This window comes from Lysobacter korlensis (assembly GCF_042434515.1).
In genome coordinates this window covers 76,036-92,448 of record NZ_JBHLTG010000007.1, presented here as the reverse complement: position 1 = coordinate 92,448, position 16,413 = coordinate 76,036, and the positions used below count along the sequence as shown (strand labels likewise).

16 protein-coding genes and 1 other RNA gene are annotated in these 16,413 nt (G+C 69.9%); 9 read left to right on the top strand and 8 right to left on the bottom strand.

What is annotated here, in order from left to right; genetic code table 11:
- Positions 1-50: 50 nt before the first annotated feature.
- Entirely contained in the window at positions 51-1,157 is a 1,107-nt protein-coding gene (gene prfB / locus ACFFGH_RS25215) for a peptide chain release factor 2 (protein ID WP_386673492.1), read from the top strand.
- A 91-nt stretch (positions 1,158-1,248) separates the two neighbouring features.
- Here the strand turns inward: prfB and ACFFGH_RS25210 are convergent, their stop codons facing one another.
- Positions 1,249-2,130, bottom strand: a complete 882-nt coding sequence (locus ACFFGH_RS25210) for a manganese catalase (protein WP_386673491.1) — start codon at positions 2,128-2,130, stop codon at positions 1,249-1,251.
- Between the two features lie 222 nt (positions 2,131-2,352).
- Between ACFFGH_RS25210 and ftsE the strand changes: the two genes are divergently transcribed.
- The 3 genes from ftsE (at position 2,353) to smpB (ending at position 4,581) form a co-directional block, all read left to right on the top strand.
- The gene (gene ftsE, locus ACFFGH_RS25205) at positions 2,353-3,096 is read left to right on the top strand and encodes a cell division ATP-binding protein FtsE (RefSeq protein ID WP_386673489.1); all 744 of its coding nucleotides are present in this window, start codon (positions 2,353-2,355) and stop codon (positions 3,094-3,096) included.
- Complete coding sequence (gene ftsX / locus ACFFGH_RS25200; RefSeq protein ID WP_386673488.1) at positions 3,093-4,004, top strand: permease-like cell division protein FtsX; 912 nt, start codon at positions 3,093-3,095, stop codon at positions 4,002-4,004. Before ftsE ends, ftsX begins: the two co-directional genes overlap by 4 nt.
- Before the next feature lie 91 nt (positions 4,005-4,095).
- A complete protein-coding gene (smpB, locus tag ACFFGH_RS25195; RefSeq protein WP_446686177.1) occupies positions 4,096-4,581 on the top strand; it encodes an SsrA-binding protein SmpB in 486 nt (161 codons plus the stop codon).
- 12 nt (positions 4,582-4,593) lie between these two features.
- On the opposite strand, the gene ACFFGH_RS25190 is transcribed toward smpB, so the two are convergent.
- On the bottom strand, positions 4,594-5,118 hold the full coding sequence (locus ACFFGH_RS25190; protein WP_386673486.1) for a septum formation family protein: 525 nt from the start codon (positions 5,116-5,118) through the stop codon (positions 4,594-4,596).
- 98 nt (positions 5,119-5,216) lie between these two features.
- Here ACFFGH_RS25190 and ACFFGH_RS25185 point away from each other — a divergent pair, with 98 nt between their 5' ends.
- The 4 genes from ACFFGH_RS25185 to ACFFGH_RS25170 all read left to right on the top strand — a co-directional run bounded on the left by ACFFGH_RS25185 (position 5,217) and on the right by ACFFGH_RS25170 (position 7,726).
- Positions 5,217-6,164 (top strand): NAD(P)/FAD-dependent oxidoreductase, encoded by a 948-nt coding sequence (locus ACFFGH_RS25185; protein ID WP_386673485.1) that lies wholly within the window; start codon positions 5,217-5,219, stop codon positions 6,162-6,164.
- A gap of 31 nt (positions 6,165-6,195) precedes the next feature.
- The gene (locus ACFFGH_RS25180; protein WP_386673483.1) at positions 6,196-6,822 is read left to right on the top strand and encodes an ECF transporter S component; all 627 of its coding nucleotides are present in this window, start codon (positions 6,196-6,198) and stop codon (positions 6,820-6,822) included.
- A 35-nt stretch (positions 6,823-6,857) separates the two neighbouring features.
- Positions 6,858-7,228: a transfer-messenger RNA gene (ssrA, locus tag ACFFGH_RS25175) on the top strand.
- A 105-nt stretch (positions 7,229-7,333) separates the two neighbouring features.
- Positions 7,334-7,726: a glyoxalase superfamily protein gene (locus ACFFGH_RS25170; RefSeq protein WP_386673481.1), complete on the top strand. Its 393-nt coding sequence runs from the start codon at positions 7,334-7,336 to the stop codon at positions 7,724-7,726.
- A 54-nt stretch (positions 7,727-7,780) separates the two neighbouring features.
- On the opposite strand, the gene ACFFGH_RS25165 is transcribed toward ACFFGH_RS25170, so the two are convergent.
- The 3 genes from ACFFGH_RS25165 to ACFFGH_RS25155 all read right to left on the bottom strand — a co-directional run bounded on the left by ACFFGH_RS25165 (position 7,781) and on the right by ACFFGH_RS25155 (position 11,893).
- A complete protein-coding gene (locus ACFFGH_RS25165; RefSeq protein WP_386673479.1) occupies positions 7,781-9,223 on the bottom strand; it encodes an APC family permease in 1,443 nt (480 codons plus the stop codon).
- A 211-nt stretch (positions 9,224-9,434) separates the two neighbouring features.
- On the bottom strand, positions 9,435-10,670 hold the full coding sequence (locus ACFFGH_RS25160; protein ID WP_386673478.1) for an acyl-CoA dehydrogenase family protein: 1,236 nt from the start codon (positions 10,668-10,670) through the stop codon (positions 9,435-9,437).
- Positions 10,667-11,893 carry an acyl-CoA dehydrogenase family protein gene (locus tag ACFFGH_RS25155; RefSeq protein WP_386673476.1) on the bottom strand — a complete coding sequence of 409 codons (1,227 nt, stop codon included), beginning with the start codon at positions 11,891-11,893 and terminating at the stop codon, positions 10,667-10,669. The genes ACFFGH_RS25160 and ACFFGH_RS25155 overlap by 4 nt, the downstream gene beginning before the upstream one ends.
- 218 nt (positions 11,894-12,111) lie before the next feature.
- Between ACFFGH_RS25155 and ACFFGH_RS25150 the strand changes: the two genes are divergently transcribed.
- Positions 12,112-13,548 (top strand): helix-turn-helix domain-containing protein, encoded by a 1,437-nt coding sequence (locus ACFFGH_RS25150; protein ID WP_386673474.1) that lies wholly within the window; start codon positions 12,112-12,114, stop codon positions 13,546-13,548.
- A 97-nt stretch (positions 13,549-13,645) separates the two neighbouring features.
- Here the strand turns inward: ACFFGH_RS25150 and ACFFGH_RS25145 are convergent, their stop codons facing one another.
- Genes ACFFGH_RS25145 through ACFFGH_RS25135 form a run of 3 tightly spaced genes read right to left on the bottom strand, consistent with a single transcriptional unit; the run spans position 13,646 to position 16,394 of the window.
- Complete coding sequence (locus ACFFGH_RS25145) at positions 13,646-14,299, bottom strand: class II aldolase/adducin family protein (protein ID WP_386673472.1); 654 nt, start codon at positions 14,297-14,299, stop codon at positions 13,646-13,648.
- Complete coding sequence (gene otnK / locus ACFFGH_RS25140) at positions 14,296-15,615, bottom strand: 3-oxo-tetronate kinase (protein ID WP_386673470.1); 1,320 nt, start codon at positions 15,613-15,615, stop codon at positions 14,296-14,298. Before otnK ends, ACFFGH_RS25145 begins: the two co-directional genes overlap by 4 nt.
- Positions 15,612-16,394 carry a DeoR/GlpR family DNA-binding transcription regulator gene (locus ACFFGH_RS25135; RefSeq protein WP_386673468.1) on the bottom strand — a complete coding sequence of 261 codons (783 nt, stop codon included), beginning with the start codon at positions 16,392-16,394 and terminating at the stop codon, positions 15,612-15,614. The genes otnK and ACFFGH_RS25135 overlap by 4 nt, the downstream gene beginning before the upstream one ends.
- Positions 16,395-16,413: the final 19 nt, after the last annotated feature.

The following is a 16,413-nucleotide window of genomic DNA, read 5'->3' as shown; positions in this document are numbered from 1 at the left end:
CGGGGGACAGGGGCGGGGGCGCAGGGGCGCCCCGGTAGGCTGGGGGCGAAATGATCGAACTCGACCTCGCCGACCGCATCGCTGAGCTCCGCAGCACCTTCTTCGACATCCGCAGCGTCCTCGGGGTCGACCGGCTCGAGGCCGAGATCGCCGACCTGACCGAGCGGGCCGGCGCACAGGACCTCTGGGACGACCCGGAGAACGCGCAGAAGGTCACGAGCGCGCTCAGCCATCGCCAGTCGGAGCTCGACCGGATGAAGAACATCGAGCGTCGGCTCGACGACCTCGAGGTGCTCGTGGAGCTCACCAACGAGGCGGGCGACGAGGAGAGCGCCCAGGAGGCCCGCGACGAGCTCGAGGCGCTCCAGAAGATGATGGACGAGCTCGAGGTGCAGACCCTGCTCGACGGCGAGTACGACGACCGGCCTGCGGTCGTCACCATCCGGGCGGGCGCCGGCGGCGTCGACGCCGCCGACTTCGCCGAAATGCTGATGCGCATGTACCTGCGCTGGGCGGAGAAGCACAAATACCCGGCGACGGTGATGGACACCAGCTACGCCGAAGAGGCGGGCATCAAGAGCGCCACGTTCGAGATCGACGCGCCCTACGCGTTCGGCACCCTGAGCGTCGAGGCCGGCACCCACCGTCTGGTGCGGATGAGTCCGTTCGGCGCCGCCGGGAAGCGGCAGACGAGCTTCGCCGCGGTCGAGGTCATTCCGCTGATGGAGGAGACCGACTCGGTCGAGGTGCCGGAGAACGACATCCGGGTCGACGTGTTCCGGTCCTCCGGGCCCGGCGGTCAGTCCGTCAACACCACCGACTCCGCCGTGCGCATCACGCACCTGCCGACAGGCATCGTCGTGTCGATGCAGAACGAGAAGAGCCAGATCCAGAACCGCGCCGCCGCCATGCGGGTGCTTCAAAGCCGCCTGCTCATCATGCAGAAGGAGCAGGAGGCCGCGGCGAAGAAGGAGCTGGCCGGCACCATCACCGCCAGCTGGGGCGACCAGATGCGCAGCTACGTGCTGGCGCCATACCAGATGGTGAAGGACCTCCGCACCGAGCACGAGGTGAACAACCCCAACGCGGTGTTCGACGGCGACCTGGACAGCTTCATCAGCGCCGGCATCCGCTGGCGCAAGCAGAAGCACGACTGAGCCGCGCCGCTCTCGCGGCGGGGGAGATGACCTCGCGGCGGGGGTTGTTTCTCCCGCCGCGAGGTCGTAGCTCCAGCTACGGCAGGGAGCGCTACTCCTTGTTGAGCATGTCCTGCACGGTCCCGGCGATCTTCTCGACCCGGTTCGGCACATCCGTGGTGCCGTAGTACCGCGCGTCAGGGTGCGTCGGCGGCGGCATCGGCACGCTCGAGGTCGGACCATCCGAATAGCTGAACTCGCCCTTGCCGTCCGGGGTGGGGCCGCTGGCCCACGCGCCCTCGGCCGCGGCCTTGCCGTCGGAGAAGTTGAGGTACTCGTACGAGTGCTCCCGCGCCTCTTTCTTCAGCGGGAAGTTGCTCGGCACCGGGAAGTCCTCATGGCCTTCGGCGCGCAGCTCGGCGGCTGCCGCCATCCACTGGTTCTGGTGCATGGTGTCGCGGGCGAGCAGGAACGACAGCAGATCACGCACGCCGTGGTCGTCGGTCATGTGGTAGAGCCGCGCAACCTGGAGCCGGCCCTGCATCTCGGCGTTCGCGTTGGAGGTGAAGTCGGCCAGCATGTTGCCGCTCGCGGTGATGTAGCTGCCCGACCACGGGTTGCCGTTGCTGTCGACGGGCCGCGCTCCGGCGCCCGCGACGATCGCGTGCTGCACATCCATGCCGCCGATCACCGCGGCGACGGTCGGGTCGTCCTGCACAGCGTCGCCGGTGATGCCGAGCGGCGCCTTCTCGAGCAGCTGCGCGATCATTGTGGCGAGCATCTCGACGTGGCCCATCTCCTCTGCCGCGATCCCGAACAGCAGGTCGCGGTATTTGCCCGGGATGTGCGCATTCCAGGCCTGGAAGCTGTATTGCATTGCCACGGTGATCTCGCCGTACTGGCCGCCCAGCACCTCCTGCAGCTTTCTGGCGAAGACCGCGTCCGGCTTCGATGGAGACGACGTGAACTGCAGCTCCTGGCGGTGGAAATACATGGTGGATTACCCCTCTGGTTCGATTTCCCCCTCCGCCCCGGGAGACTCCCGATGGGACAGGCGGTGGCGGGCTTCTGCCCACGCTAAGAACCGACTCTTGGGATGAAAGGTGTCGGGCCGCAATGACAGCAAACCGACAGCCCGTGGTGCAGGGGCTCCAAGGTTGAGGTGGGGTATGTCGCTCCCGTCGATCGGGGCGAGCCCTGCCTAGGCTCGCTCCCGATGATCCGCTTCGACCAAGTGACCAAGATCTATGCCCGCTCGTCCCGGCCGGCGCTCGGCGAGGTGACCCTCGAGATCCTGAAGGGCGAGTTCGTCTTCCTGGTCGGCGCCTCCGGCTCCGGCAAGAGCAGCTTCCTCCGCCTGGTGCTCAAGGAGGACCGGCCGACGAAGGGCCGCATCCACGTGCTCGGTCAGGACCTCGGCCGCATCCCGAACCGCAAGGTGCCGTTCTTCCGCCGCAACATCGGTGTGGTGTTCCAGGACTTCCGCCTGCTGCCGGGCAAGAACGTCTTCGACAACGTCGCCTTCACGCTGCGCGTGATCGGCAAGAGCAAGGGCTTCATCCAGGAGGCCGTGGCCGACACCATCCGCCTGGTCGGCCTCGAGGGCAAGGAGAACCGGCTGCCGCACGAACTGTCCGGCGGCGAGCAGCAGCGCGTCGCCATCGCGCGCGCCATCGTGAACAAGCCGGCCATCCTGCTGGCCGACGAGCCGACCGGCAACCTGGACCCGGCCACCAGCGCGGGGATCATGGGGCTGCTCGAGCGGATCAACGCCGGCGGCACGACGATCGTGATGGCGACCCACGATGCCGGGATCGTCGACTCCATGCAGCGACGCGTCATCGAGTTGGTGAACGGAGAGATCGTCCGCGACGAGCGCAGCGGCGGCTACGTCACCCAGGCGCTGCCGCAGCAGCCCGGCTTCGCGCAGGCGCTCCTGCCGCAGGGGGCGCGGCCATGAGGCTCGGTCTGGTGCTTTCGGAGGTGGGGCAGGGCCTGCGCCGCAACGCCTCCATGGTGATCTCCGTGGTGCTCGTCACCTTCGTGTCGCTGACCTTCGTCGGCGCCGCGATCCTGCTGCAGATGCAGATCGGCCAGATGAAGGGCTACTGGTACGAGCGCGCCCAGGTGGCCGTCTACATGTGCAACGACATCGTCGTGGCCGCGAACTGCAACGGCGGCGCGACCCCGGAGCAGGTTGCGGCCGTGGAGGCACAGCTCACCTCCGAGGTGCTGGCGCCGCTCATCGACAGGTTCGAGTTCGAGTCGCAGGAGCAGGCCTACGAGAACTTCCTCGCGCAGTTCGAGGGCAACGCGATCGCCGACTTCGTCTCTCCCGACATGCTGAACCAGACGTTCTGGGTGAACCTCAAGGACCCGACGCAGAGCGACGTGCTCTCGGAGGCGCTGGCCGGCTATGCCGGCGTCGAGGACGTGCAGGACCTGCGCGGCTACCTCGACCCGATCCTGTCGGCCCTCAACGCCGCGAGCTACGCCGCGATCGGCGTCGCCGCGCTGATGCTCACTGCCGCCGTGCTGCTGATCGCCACCACCATCCGGCTGAGTGCCTTCTCGCGCCGGCGGGAGCTCAGCATCATGCGGCTGGTGGGCGCGTCGAACCGCTTCATCCAGACCCCGTTCGTGCTGGAGGGCGTCGTCGCGGCGCTGATCGGATCCGTGCTCGCGGGAGCCGCGGTGGTGTCGCTCGTGCACTTCTTCGTGCAGGGATACCTCAGCTCGAGCCTTCCGGACACCTCGTTCGTGAGCCTCGACGACGCGCTGCTGGTCGTGCCGGTCCTCTTCGGGGTCGGCGTGGTGCTCGCCGCTCTCTCGGCGAACGTCGCCATCCGCCGGTACCTCAAGGTCTGACCCCGGATCAGGGCGGACTTCCGCCCAGCCCACTCTTCGCTAGACTGACTGGCTGCCCTGCGGATCCGCTGCGGCGTCCAGACGATCGGAAGTGAAGACCGTGCCCAGGGAACGTGGCCAGAAGGTGGTGGCCACCAATCGCAAAGCCCGCCACGACTACACCATCGAAGACACCTATGAGGCAGGCCTTGTGCTCACGGGGACCGAGGTGAAGTCGCTGCGGGCCGGTCGGGCGTCCCTGGTCGACGGCTACGCCTTCATCGATGCGGGGGAGGCCTGGCTCGACGCCGTGCACATCCCCGAGTACAACGAGGGCACCTGGACGAACCACCCGCCGCGCCGCAAGCGGAAGCTGCTGCTGCACAAGCAGCAGATCCTGAAGCTGTCGAGCAAGGTGAAAGAGGGCGGCTACACCCTCGTGCCGCTGCAGCTGTACTTCAGCGACGGCCGGGCGAAGGTCGAGATCGCGCTCGCCAAGGGCAAGCGCGAGTACGACAAGCGGCAGGCGCTTCGCGAGCGGCAGGACAAGCGGGAGGCCGAGCGGGCGATCTCGTCGCGCAAGTACATGGGGGAGTGAGGCGCTCCCCGGTCAGCGACCGGAGCCGCGCACCGATCCGACCAGCGGCCGGTAGTCGTAGTCCCAGAGCAGGCACAGGGTGCTCCGGTCGCCGTCGCGCCACTCCAGGTCCGTCGGGGCGATCCAGTTCGCGGCGTACTCCGACTCCTCGTACGAGACGCCGACGTAGCCCTCGAAGGCCGCGATGCATTCCACCTCCGCGGTCTTCCAGATCCGGTTGTCGCCCGGATACTCGCCGGCCGTGTGCTCGACGACCGCGTACAGCTCTTCGTAGTGCTCCGCGTCGCAGTCGACCACCTGGAAGCCGGTGACCGTGTCCCAGTCGTCGTAGCCGTATTCGGTGACGCAGGCGCCCACCGCCATGTCGGTGCGCGCGGTGACGTCGGCGGGGGTCTGCGTGTCCGGCAGCGCTCCCCGCGACTCCCGCTCCAAGTGCTCGAAGATCGCCTCGGCGTTCTCCACCAGGCCGCAGCCCGGCAGCAGCGTCAGCCCCAACACCGCCAGCATCACCGCAGCCGGAACCGACCGACGCCTCATGTTCCCCCCAGAATCGCACTCACCCTACGGCACCCGGAGCACCGCCCCGGACCGCGACTCACAGCAATTCATCCGGCCGGCACACCTACGGTGGCGGGATGCAGCCGGAGTACGACGCCATCATCGTCGGCGGCGGCGCGGCCGGGCTCAGCGCCGCGCTCATGCTCGGCCGGTCCAGACGCCGCGTTGTCGTGGTCGACAGCGGCCTCCCACGCAACCGCGCCGCCGCGCACCTGCACGGGTATCTGGGATCCGACGGCATCGAGCCGGCGGAGCTGCTCGCCAGAGGACGCCGTGAGGTGACCGGCTGCGGCGTGAAGCTCCTCGACGGCCGGGTGACCGACATCGACGGGACCGTCGGAGCGTTCACGGCCGCGCTGGAGGACGGTGCGGCGCTCACCGGCCGCCGGGTGGTGATCGCGACCGGACTGATCGACGTGCTGCCCGATGTGCCGGGTCTCGTGGAGCTGTGGGGACAACGGGTCTTCCACTGCCCCTACTGCCACGGCTGGGAGCTGCGCGACCGCTCGCTCGCGGTGCTGGCACTCGACCCGTGGGCTGGGCACGGTGCGGTGATGCTGACACCGCTCAGCGCGGATCTCACGCTGTTCGGCGACATCTCGCTGGCTCCGCACGACGAGCGCGCCTTCGCCGCCCGCGGCGGGCGGATCGTGCGGCAGCAGATCACCGCGATCGAGCCGTCCCCGGCCGGAGGCGTGCTGGTGCGCCTCGTCGACGGGTCCGTGCACGAGCGCGACGGTGTCTTCGTCACCCCTCGACCGCTGCCGAACGATCAGCTGCTGCGCGCGCTCGGCTGTGCCGTCACCTCGAGCTCCGTCTACCAGGGGTTCGACTTCGTGGAGGCCGGACCGACCGGTGAGACGAGCGTGCCGGGCGTGTACGCGGTCGGCAACTCCGTGGACATCTCCGCGCAGCTCATCCAGGCTGCGGCGGCCGGTGCCAAGGCCGGTCAGCACATCGCGACCGACCTGCTGCACGACGAGATCGAGGCGCTGTTTCTGGCATCCGGCTCCGATGCGTCATGATGTGTGATCGGAACAGAGAGGGAGCGACTCCGTGCGACTGAGCAGCGTCCACTGGCGGGCGATCGCCGTCGTGCTCGGCATCGGCATTCTCGGCGGCCTGCTGCTGATTCCGGTGAACACGTACGCCGCGACGGTGGCCCGCGGCATCCCGCTGCTCTACGCCCCCGTGGTCGGTGCCTGGCTGCTGCCGGTGCTCACCTCGATGTTGACCGTCCGCAGACCGGGTGCAGGTCTGGCGGCGGCGCTGGTGGCGGGACTCGTCAACGTGCCGACCACCTCGTACGGGATCCGGGCGCTGGTCACGATGGCGATGGTCGGCGTGTTCCTCGAGCTCGCCATCGCGATCACGCTCTACCGCAGGTGGGACCGGTGGATCTTCGCGGTCGCGATCGTCGTCGCCTGCGTGCTCTACGGCATCGTCACCTGGCGCAGCCTCGATGTCGGCTCGCTCGGGCTGCCGTCGCAGCTGGCATTCTTCGGCCTCCTTGTGGTCAGCGGGCTCGGAGCGCTCGTCCTCGCCGCGGTCGCCGCTCGCGTGCTCGCCCAGACACCCATCGTGAGCGGACGGTCGGCCTCACGGCCGGGGGAGCCGCTGGTCACCGATGGTGGTTGGCGGTATGATGGAAAGTCGGCGACAAAGCCGGAGACAACTCCATAGCGCGACAGTGACCCACTCCGAAGGAGTGCGCTCGAGGGGATGATCGGTTTCGACATTGCCTGCGAAACTGCGAGAAGCGGGTCGAGGATGCAGGGTTATCTCGTAAACGATCTCTGCAAACAATAGGTGCCAATGTTAAGCGCACCGACCTTGCTCTTGCTGCGTAAGTAAGAGGCCAAGGTCTGTCGGCCCGGGTATTGCTCTCGCCCCGGTGCCGGCATCATCGAGAGGGCTTGCTGCGTCGTTACGCCTGAGGGCGACGCGGGACTCGAACTCTGGCTGGGCTCGTCGACCTAGGTGCTTGTGACGAAGGTCGGAGCCGAGTAGAACGCTTTCACAAGCTACGCCCGTAGAAGGCGCAGGCTCACAGCAATGGACGGGGGTTCAATTCCCCCCATCTCCACCAACGTCACTGTCGCGAGGAGTGCACGAGGCCGTCCGAGAGGGCGGCCTCGTCGCGTTTCCCCGGCGCGCACTAGGCAGGCGGGCGCCGCGCGCGTAGCCTCACAGAGTGCAGGCAGCGAACGGGCAGGGTGAGCTCGGCAGAGCCGTTCCGATCCTCCGGATCACATCGGTCGAGGACGCGATCGACTACTACGTCGGTGTGCTCGGGTTCGGGATCGACTGGGAGCACCGCTTCGAGCCGGGGCTGCCGCTCTACGCGCAGGTGTCCCGGTCGGGTGCGGTGCTGCACCTCTCCGAGCACGCCGGGGACGGCACTCCGGGCGCGGCGGTGTGGATAGCGGTCGATGACGTCCAGGAGCTTCGAGACGAGTTCCTCGAGCGGATCACGGAGGACGGCTCGATCGGGGAGCTGGACAAGGACGCCCCGGGGGGTCCGACATTCGAGGCGATCGACCCGTTCGACAACGTGCTGCGGTTCGCCCAGCGATCAGGCCCCTAGCAGGCGAACAACGGCGGGGCCGTCGAAGACGACCCCGCCGCACAGCCGGCTGCGTCAGTCGAGCTCGGCGTCCTTTCGCGCGGCCGCGATTACCGGACCGAGCGCGAAGGCAGCGACGAGCAAGACCAGCACGCCGATCGAGAATGGGCCGTACGATGCCTCCCCGACGAGCACTGGCAAGTTGACCAGGATGATGGCGAGGAACGTCAGCAGGCCGATCAGCCCCAGGACCGGCGCGATGGTCGTCCTCCACGCACCGAGCGAGTGGCTGTCCTTCCGGAAGATCGCCAGCACCGCGACGCTCGTGATCACGAGCAGCAGCACCACGCCGACGGAGGAGATGCCGCCCAGCCAGGTGTAGAACTGGGTGATCGGCTCCAGTCCGAGCACCACGGCCACGGCGACGAGCGCCAGCACGATGCCGGAGGTCAGGAGCGAGGCACGCGCAGGTGACCCGAACTTCGGGTGCGCGGCGGCGAGGCTCGAGGACAGCACGCCTTTCCGGCCCAGCGAGAAGAAGTACCGCGTCGCGATGTTGTGGAACGAAAGGATGCAGGCGAACAGGCTGGTGGCGAACAGAACCTGGATGATGTGACCCCCCACCGTGCCGAGGTAGGTCTCCGCAGTGGTGGCGAGGACGGTCCCCGCATTGCTGGTGGTGTTCTCGACGATGCCGCTCTGACCGTTCGCACTGATCAATGCCCAGCTCGAGACGGCGTAGAAGATGCCGATCGAGATCAGCGAGATGTACGTCGCGCGGGGAATGGTGCGGTCCGGGTCCTTCGCCTCGTCGCGGAACACAGCGGTCGCCTCGAAGCCGATGAAGCTCAGGATCGCGAAGAGGATGGCGAAGCCGGGCGCGCCGGACAGGATCTGCGCTGGATCGAAGACACCGGTGGAGTAGCCCTCAGGCCCGCCGCCGCCGAAGATGACGACCGCGTCGAGCGCCAGCACGATGAGCACCTCGGCGATCAGCAGCACCGCGAGCACCTTCGTCGACAGCTCGATGTTGAAGTAACCGAGCGCCGAGACGGCGACGAAGCCGACAAGTGCGTAAACCCACCACGGCACGGCAGGCAGCCCGTAGGACTGCAGCAGCCCGTCCACCGCGGGGCCGAGCAGCCCGAACACGCCGGCCTCGAGTGCGAGGTAGGACAGCAGCGCGGCGAACGCCGTGCCGAGCCCCGCCGCGCGGCCGAGCCCGCGGTCGACGTAGGCGTAGAAGGCGCCGGCCGAGCGGACGAACGGCGTCGCGGCCGTGAACCCCACCGCGAAGAGCAGCAGCACGGCTGTCGCGACGAGGTAGGTGAAGGGAAAGCCCGCGCCGTTGCCGAACGCGATGCCGAGCGGCACAGGGCCACCGATCACGCCGAGCGGCGACGCGGCCGCGACGACGATGAAGACGATGCTCGCGACGCCGAGCGAGCCGCGGAGCCGTCCGGTGACGGCGCGTTCCGGCGCAGCCTCGAGCGTCGGATCGGTTGTCGTGGTGGTCATGGTCGTCCTTCGTTCTCAGGGCGGGAAAGCGGAATGTGTTGCGAAGCTAGCGGGCCGCGTCGCCTGCGACGTCCTGCGTTACTCAGCGTTGCCGACCGTTACGAATCGTTGCGGGACGCTTGCGGTCATGACCCGTGGAGAGGTGCCCAGGCGTGTTCATGGTGAGCGCGTTGAGGATGAGGTGCTCGTCAGGGGAGCGGCATGGTGGCTGCTAGCTCGTGGGCCGAGGAGCAGCCGTGCCCACGTACCACTCGTAGGGCGGGTCGGCGTCGTTCACTGCGGCGTCGCCGACGATGCGCGCCTTGAACGCGACAGGGTTGTGTGACGCGACGGTCCGCGCGTTCCGCCAGTGGCGGTCGAGCGCCTTCGACGAAGCGGTGGCGGACGCCCCCAGCGGGTCGAACAGGGCCGTGGCCGCCCGGAGGGCAAGCTCCGACACCACGATCTGGGCGCGCGACACCTCGAGCTCCGCTTCTCGCTTGAGGCGCGTGACGTCCGCAGGATCGTCTGCGGCGGCCGCCTCGTCGAGCACGGCCGCCGCCGAGAGGGTCAGCGCCGACGCCGCAGCTGCGGCGGCCGAGATTCGCCCCACCGTCTCCAGCAGCTGCGGATCGTTGCGGCTCTCGGGCGCGGCGCCGTGGCTGAAGACGCGAGACCGGCCCCGCAGCTGAGCCACGACGTCCTGCTCCGCGGCAGCCGCGATCCCGGCGAGCACCGCATTGAGGGTCAGCTGATAGAACGCGGTCTGGTACGGGAACCGGTTCGAGAAGTCGTACACCTGGTCGGCCTCGACGCGCGCACCTCGGAATTCTGCCGTGCCGCTGCCGGTGAGCCGCTGCCCGAAGCCGTCCCAGTCATCAGTGACGAGCACGTCGTCCTGCGCTGTGGCGACGAGCGCGGCGACCTCGGCGCCGTCCGGTGTGATCGCGCTGGCGTCGATCCAGTCGGCGAAGATGCTGCCGGTGGTGTAGTACTTGCGGCCGGTGATCCGCCAGCTGCCGTCGTCGTCGGCCTCCAGCCGGGTACCGGTCCTGCCGACCTCGACCTGCCCGATCTCGGTGACGGCGTTGCCCACGAGCTCGCCGGCCGCGAACCGGCGGAGCCAGCGGTCGCGGTCCGGGCCGTCGGCGGCACGCAGCCGGTCCTCGACGAACGCGAAATGGCCGCGGAGCGCCTGGGGGATGTGCGGGTCCGCCGTGGCGAGCCGGATGAGCAGCAGGAACAGCTGACGGAGCGTCGCCCCATCGCCGCCTCGCTCGACCGGCACCCGGACCGCGCCGAAGCCCGCGGCGGCCAGCTCCCGGAGCTGCTCGAACGGCAGCGCCCGATCACGCTCGCGCTCCGCCGCGCCCTCGGCCACCGACTCGAAGACGGGACCGTACTTCTCCAGCAGGGCCCGGTCCGTCGGAACGGTCTGCGCCCGCGTCGGCGTCTGGCCTCGTGTCATGTGTAGAGCGAGATCGGCTGCACGGTGCCGTTCAGGTAGTGGGCGCCGACCTCGATCTTCTTGTAGTCGACCGGGTCGTGGAGGCTGTGCGTGCGGATGTTCCGCCAGTAGAGGTCCAGCCCGATCGAGTTCTTCGTCGCGCTGGCACCCGCCGCCTCGTAGACGCGCGAGGACACCTCCAGCCCGACCTCCGTCGAGACCACCTTCAGCGCGGCGATCTCCACCTCGGCGGCGGCGCGGTCCTCGGCCGTCGTCCGCTCACCGAGCGCGACCGCCTCGTCGTACCTCCGGTTCAGCTTGTCCGCGAGCGCCTCCACCGCCGCCGTCTTGGCCACGAGCCCGCCGAACAGCCGGTGGACATTCGGATCGTCGGCGTAGCGGTCCACCCCGCTCAGGAACCACGAGTTCGCGCGGGCGCGGGTGAGGGTCCGCGCCTGGGCGAGCGCGCCCTCCGCGATGCCGAGGTAGATGTTGCCGAACAGCAGCTGCACGCCCGGGGTGACGAGCGAGGAGAACGGGTCACCCGGGTCGGTGCCGAGGATGTCGTCCGCCGTGACGAGCACGCCCTCGTAACGGACCGAGCCGCTTGCCGAGGCGCGCTGACCCAGGTTGTCCCAGTCGTCGAGGTGCGTGACGCCCTCACGCCGGGCGTCGATCGCGAAGATGACGAACTCGCCGTCGTACCGGCCGCCCTCCGCGACAGCGCCGGCGATGACGACGTCTGTGGCGGAAGCGCCCGTCGCGAACCGCTTCAGACCGCTCAGGCGATAGCCGTCCCCGTCCGCACGGAATTCGAGATCCGGGCTCACCGGGTTGAACGAGTCGCTCCAGATCCAGGAGTTCTGCGCGCTCCTGAGGTACCAGTGCTCGCGGGCCGCCGCGTCGCTGCCATAGAACGAGATGCACGCCTCGTTGAGATAGGAGTAGCCCAGGATCTGCGCGAGCGAGGCGTCTGCCCGTGCGAGGGTGCGCAGCACCCGGAACGCCGTCTCCCAGTGCGCGCCCTCCCCGCCGAAAGCGGCGGGGACCATCAGATTCGCAAGGCCCGCCTCGCGCAGGATCTCGAGCGCCTCGCCCGGGTTGGCGTTCTCGCGGTCGCGCTGGAGCGCCCCTGCCGCGAGCCGCACCCCGACCTGGTCGGCGATGGCGGTCCACCGCTTCAGCTCGTCCGGTGTCGCGGCGCCCGTCCACGGTGATCGATCCACGGTGGTCGTCACGGTCATGCTTGCCCTCCCTGCGTCGGCATACCTGCTGCCAATGCTCGCGCGGGTGCACGGGACTTCCCATTCCGGCCCGCAACACGGCGTAACGCATCGAAGCGGCGCCGACGGATGGCGTGCGGCCTGCAGAATCGCAGATCTTCTCGATTCCCGGACATATCCGCAGACATTCTTCGCGGGCTGGGTGGCAAGGCCTGCGAAATTTGCAATATCCTGCCCGGATGAGCGAACTCGCCGCCATCGGGCACCGCATCCGCTTCTTCCGCAACCGAGCCGGCATGACGCTGGATCAGCTCGGCGCCGCAGTGGGCGTGGCCCCCAGCCAGCTCTCCCTGGCGGAGAACGGCAAGCGGGAGCCTCGATTGAGCCTGCTCTCAGCCATCGCGTCGGAGCTCGGCGTGGAACTCTCCGACCTGCTCGACGAGAGCCCCCCGACCCCGCGGGCCGCCTTGGAGCTGGAACTGGATCGACTCCAGCGCAGTCCGGTGTTCCAGTCGCTTGGGCTGCCGCCGGTGCGGCCGAGCCGGGGACTCACGGACGAGGCGCTCACCACGGTCGTCGGTCTGCAGCGGGAGCTGGTGCGCCGCGAGCGGCAGGCCATCGCGACGCCGGAGGAGGCGCGCCGCGCCAACACGGATCTGCGACTCCACATGCGCACGCTGAACAACCACCTGCCCGACATCGAGGATCTGGCGGAGCGGGAGCTGAAGGCCGTCGGACATGTCTCCGGTGCGCTGACGCACCGCTCGGTGAGCCGGATGGCGGAGCGGCTCGGGTTCGAGCTGGTGCACGTGAACGACCTGCCGCACTCGGCCCGCAGCGTGATCGACCTGGAGAACGGGCGCATCTACCTGCCGCCAGCGTCGATTCCAGGCGGGCACGGACTGCGGTCGATGGCACTGCAGGCGATGGCGCACCGCCTGCTCGCCCACGAGGTGCCGAAGACCTACGCCGAGTTCCTGCTGCAGCGGCTTCAGATCAACTACTACGCCGCCGCCTGCCTGATGCCGAGAACCCAGTCGGTCGAGTTCCTCACCCAGGCCAAGGCGGAGCGGAACATCGCGGTGGAAGACTTCCGCGACGCGTTCGGCGTGACCCACGAGGCGGCCGGACTCCGGTTCACGAATCTGGCGACGGCGTACCTCGACATGACCGTGCACTTCCTGCGGGTGAACGACGACGGCGCCGTGCACAAGGGCTACGAGAACGACGGACTGCGCCTGCCGCTGGACGTCACCGGGTCGATGGAGGGGCAGTTCGTGTGCCGGTTCTGGAGCGCCAGGGTGGCCTTCACGCGGGTGAACCGCACCACCGAGTACTACCAGTACACCGACACCCCGGAGGGCACCTTCTTCGAGGCCACACAGACGGGCACCTCGGCTGCCGAGGAGTTCTCGATCACCGTCGGCGTGCCGTTCTCGCAGTCGAAATGGTTCCGTGGGCGGGAGACCACGAACCGCACGGTGTCGCGCTGCCCGGATGCCGACTGCTGCCGGCGACCCGAGCCAGACCTGTCCGACCGGTGGTCGGGGAAGGCGTGGTCGAGCGCGAAGCTGCACGCGCACATCCTGTCGCCGCTGCCCAGCGGCACGTTCCCCGGAGTGGACGACCGGGAGCTCTACGAGTTCCTCGAGGCGCACGCGCACTCGGGCGACTAGGGCTTCGGTCCCTGAGCCTGTCGAAGGGACCGGAGCCGCGCGATCGCGATCGTGTCGGATGATCGCGCAACTGCGCGGTCATCAGACAATCCCGCGATCATCGGGCGCGGTGGCCTCGCGAGCGAAGCCGCTCGACCTCGGCTGCGGGGAGCGGGACCGCGGCGCTGCCGCGCAGCGTGAGCGTCAGCCGGGCGGCCGCCTCCAGCTCGTCGAGCAGGTCGGCGGCGGCATCCGGATCCGGGCCGAGCGCGACCGGTCCATGATTCGCCAGCAGCACGACGTCGGAGATCGCCGCCCGGGGGCCGACACCGGCGGCGAGCTCCGCCGAGCCGGGCGTCGCGTACGAAGCGACCGGCACCGCACCGAGCCGCATCACCGAGTACGGGGTGAACGCAGGGAGCTCCGCGTTGCCGTCCGGGTCCGGGGGCAGGCAGGCGACCGCGGTCGCCCAGGGGGAGTGCGTGTGCAGCACGGCGGCTGCGTCGGGACGGGCCGCGTACGCGGCGAGATGCAGCGGCTGCTCCTTCGTGGCGGTTGGCCCGGAGGCCGCGGGGGAGCCGTCCGCCACCCGCACCACCGCGATGTCGTCCTCGGTCAGCCCGCCGAGCCGCGCCCCGGTCGGCGTCAGCAGCACCAGGTCGCCGACGCGGACGCTGGCGTTGCCGGATGTGCCGTGGGCGAGCCCGGCTGCGGCGAGCCGACGTCCGATCGCGACCAGGGAGCGGCGTGCGGGCAGAAGTTCCTCGGTCATGGTGCGACCTCCCAGGCGGTCGAGAACAGGTCGGGTCCGCCGAAGTTGCCGGACTTCAGGAGCAGTGCGATCGGGTCGGCGCCCGTCCGGCCATCGCGGTGCCCGGCGACCGTCCACGGCACACCGGGTGCCGCGGAGCGTCCGACGAAGAGACTCCGCACCCCGAGCGCGTCGGCCACCGCGCCGGACGTCTCGCCGCCCGCGACGAGCAGCCGCCGCACGCCGAGGTCGTCGACCGCGCCCACCGCGATCCGTCCGAGCTCCCGCTCCACGAGTTCGGCGGCGGCCGCGGTGCCGAGCTGCGCCTGAACGGCACGCACGCGGTCGGGGTCCGCGGTGGCGCTGACCAGCACGGTGTCGTCCGGGTGGCCGGCGAAGCGGCCGGCGAGCTCCGACAGCACCGTCTCGGCGGAGTCGGACCCATCCGCGAGCCGCAGCGGGTCCAGCGTCCGGACGTGCCCCGGGAACGCGGCGACCTGCTCCCGGGTGCGCGCGGAGGCGCTGCCGGAGAGGAGCAGCCGTCTGCCGGCCGGCACGGCCGGAGCGAGCGCGGCGCCCTCGCGGTCTGCGGGCAGGGATTCGGCGATCCGCCTGGCGAGCGCGCCGGCGAGGCCCGCGCCGCCGCCGAGCAGGGCTGGTGGGCCGTCGCCGGCGAGCAGGGCGGCCGCCACCCGGTCGAGGTCGTCGTCGTCCAGGGCATCGACCAGCACGTGGCCGGCTCCGCTGTCGGCGAGCCGCCGCAGCGCCGCTCGGAGCCCGTCTCCGCCGGCGCGCACGACCGGATGGGGGAGCAGCCCAACGCTCCGGGTGCTCTGCCGGGCGAGCACCCGCACGAGATCGGGGTCGCCCATCGGGGTCAGCGGGTGGTCGCGCAGTGGCGACTCGGAGAGCAGCCGGTCCCCCACGAACAGGTGGCCGAGGTATTGCGTGCGTCCGTTCTGCGGGGTCGCGGGGGTGCCGATGGACAGCGCGGCGTCGGGCGTGCCGGCGCGCTCCGCGACGATGCTCGCGAGCGCCTCGGCGACCGGACCGATGTTGCCCCGGTCGGTGGAGTCGAAGGTGGAGCAGTACTTCTGGTACAGCCGTGCCGTGCCGTGCCCGAGCAGCCACCGGCCCGACTCCAGCGACTGCCGCACGGCAATGCCCGGCTCTGCGGTGCGGGACTTCAGCGCGACGACGATGCAGTCCGCGAGCGGGGTCCCCGACGGGGGACCGAGCGACACGACGGTGTGCAGCCCGGCGTCGGTGGCGGCGGCCGCGACATCACAGGCACCGGTCAGGTCGTCGGCGACGATGCCGAGCAGCGGCGCGGTCACGAGATGCTCGCGACCTCCGACGCGTCCGCGACGAGCACCTCGACACCCGCGTCGCGCAGCCGGGCCAGGTCGGCGGGCTGGGCGCCGGCGCCGGTGATGATGGTGTCCACGAGCGAGAGCGGGCCGATGCGGATGGAGGCGCGCGCGCCGAGCTTGGCGTGGTCGACCAGCAGGATGGTGCGGCGGGCGCTCGCGGCCATCGCCCGTTTGATGTCGGCGTCGAGCACGCTGGCGCAGCGGACGCTGGTGTCGTCGACAGCGGTCGCGGACAGCACGGCGACGTCGACCGCGAGCGACTCGAGCTCGGCGCGCGTGGTGGGACCCGCGAACGCCCGGGTGTCCGGCTGGTAGATGCCGCCGAGCCCGAGCAGCTCGATGTCGTCCCGCAGGGTGCACGCCGTGATCACGGGCACGGAATGGCTGACGATGGTGGTGCCCGGCGGCACCAGGGCGGCGAGCGGCGCCACGGTCGTGCCGGCGTCGAGCGCGATCGTGGATGCACCGACCAGCTGCGGCACACAGGCCGCGACGATTGCGCGCTTCTCGGCGGTGCCCTCTCGGTTCCGCCGCTCGAACGGCACGCGGCCGGCCTCGGCGAGGCGGGCTCCGCCGACGACGCGGCGGGCGAGACCCTCGACCTGGAGCTGACGGATGTCGCGCCGGATGGTCATCTCAGAGACGCCGAGCTCGCCGGCGAGCTGGGCGCAGCTGACGTAGCCGTCGGTCTGGAGTCGGCGCAGCAGCTCGGCACGTCGCGCTGGGGCCTCGGTGTAGCGCACAGATTCATCCCAGCAGGGT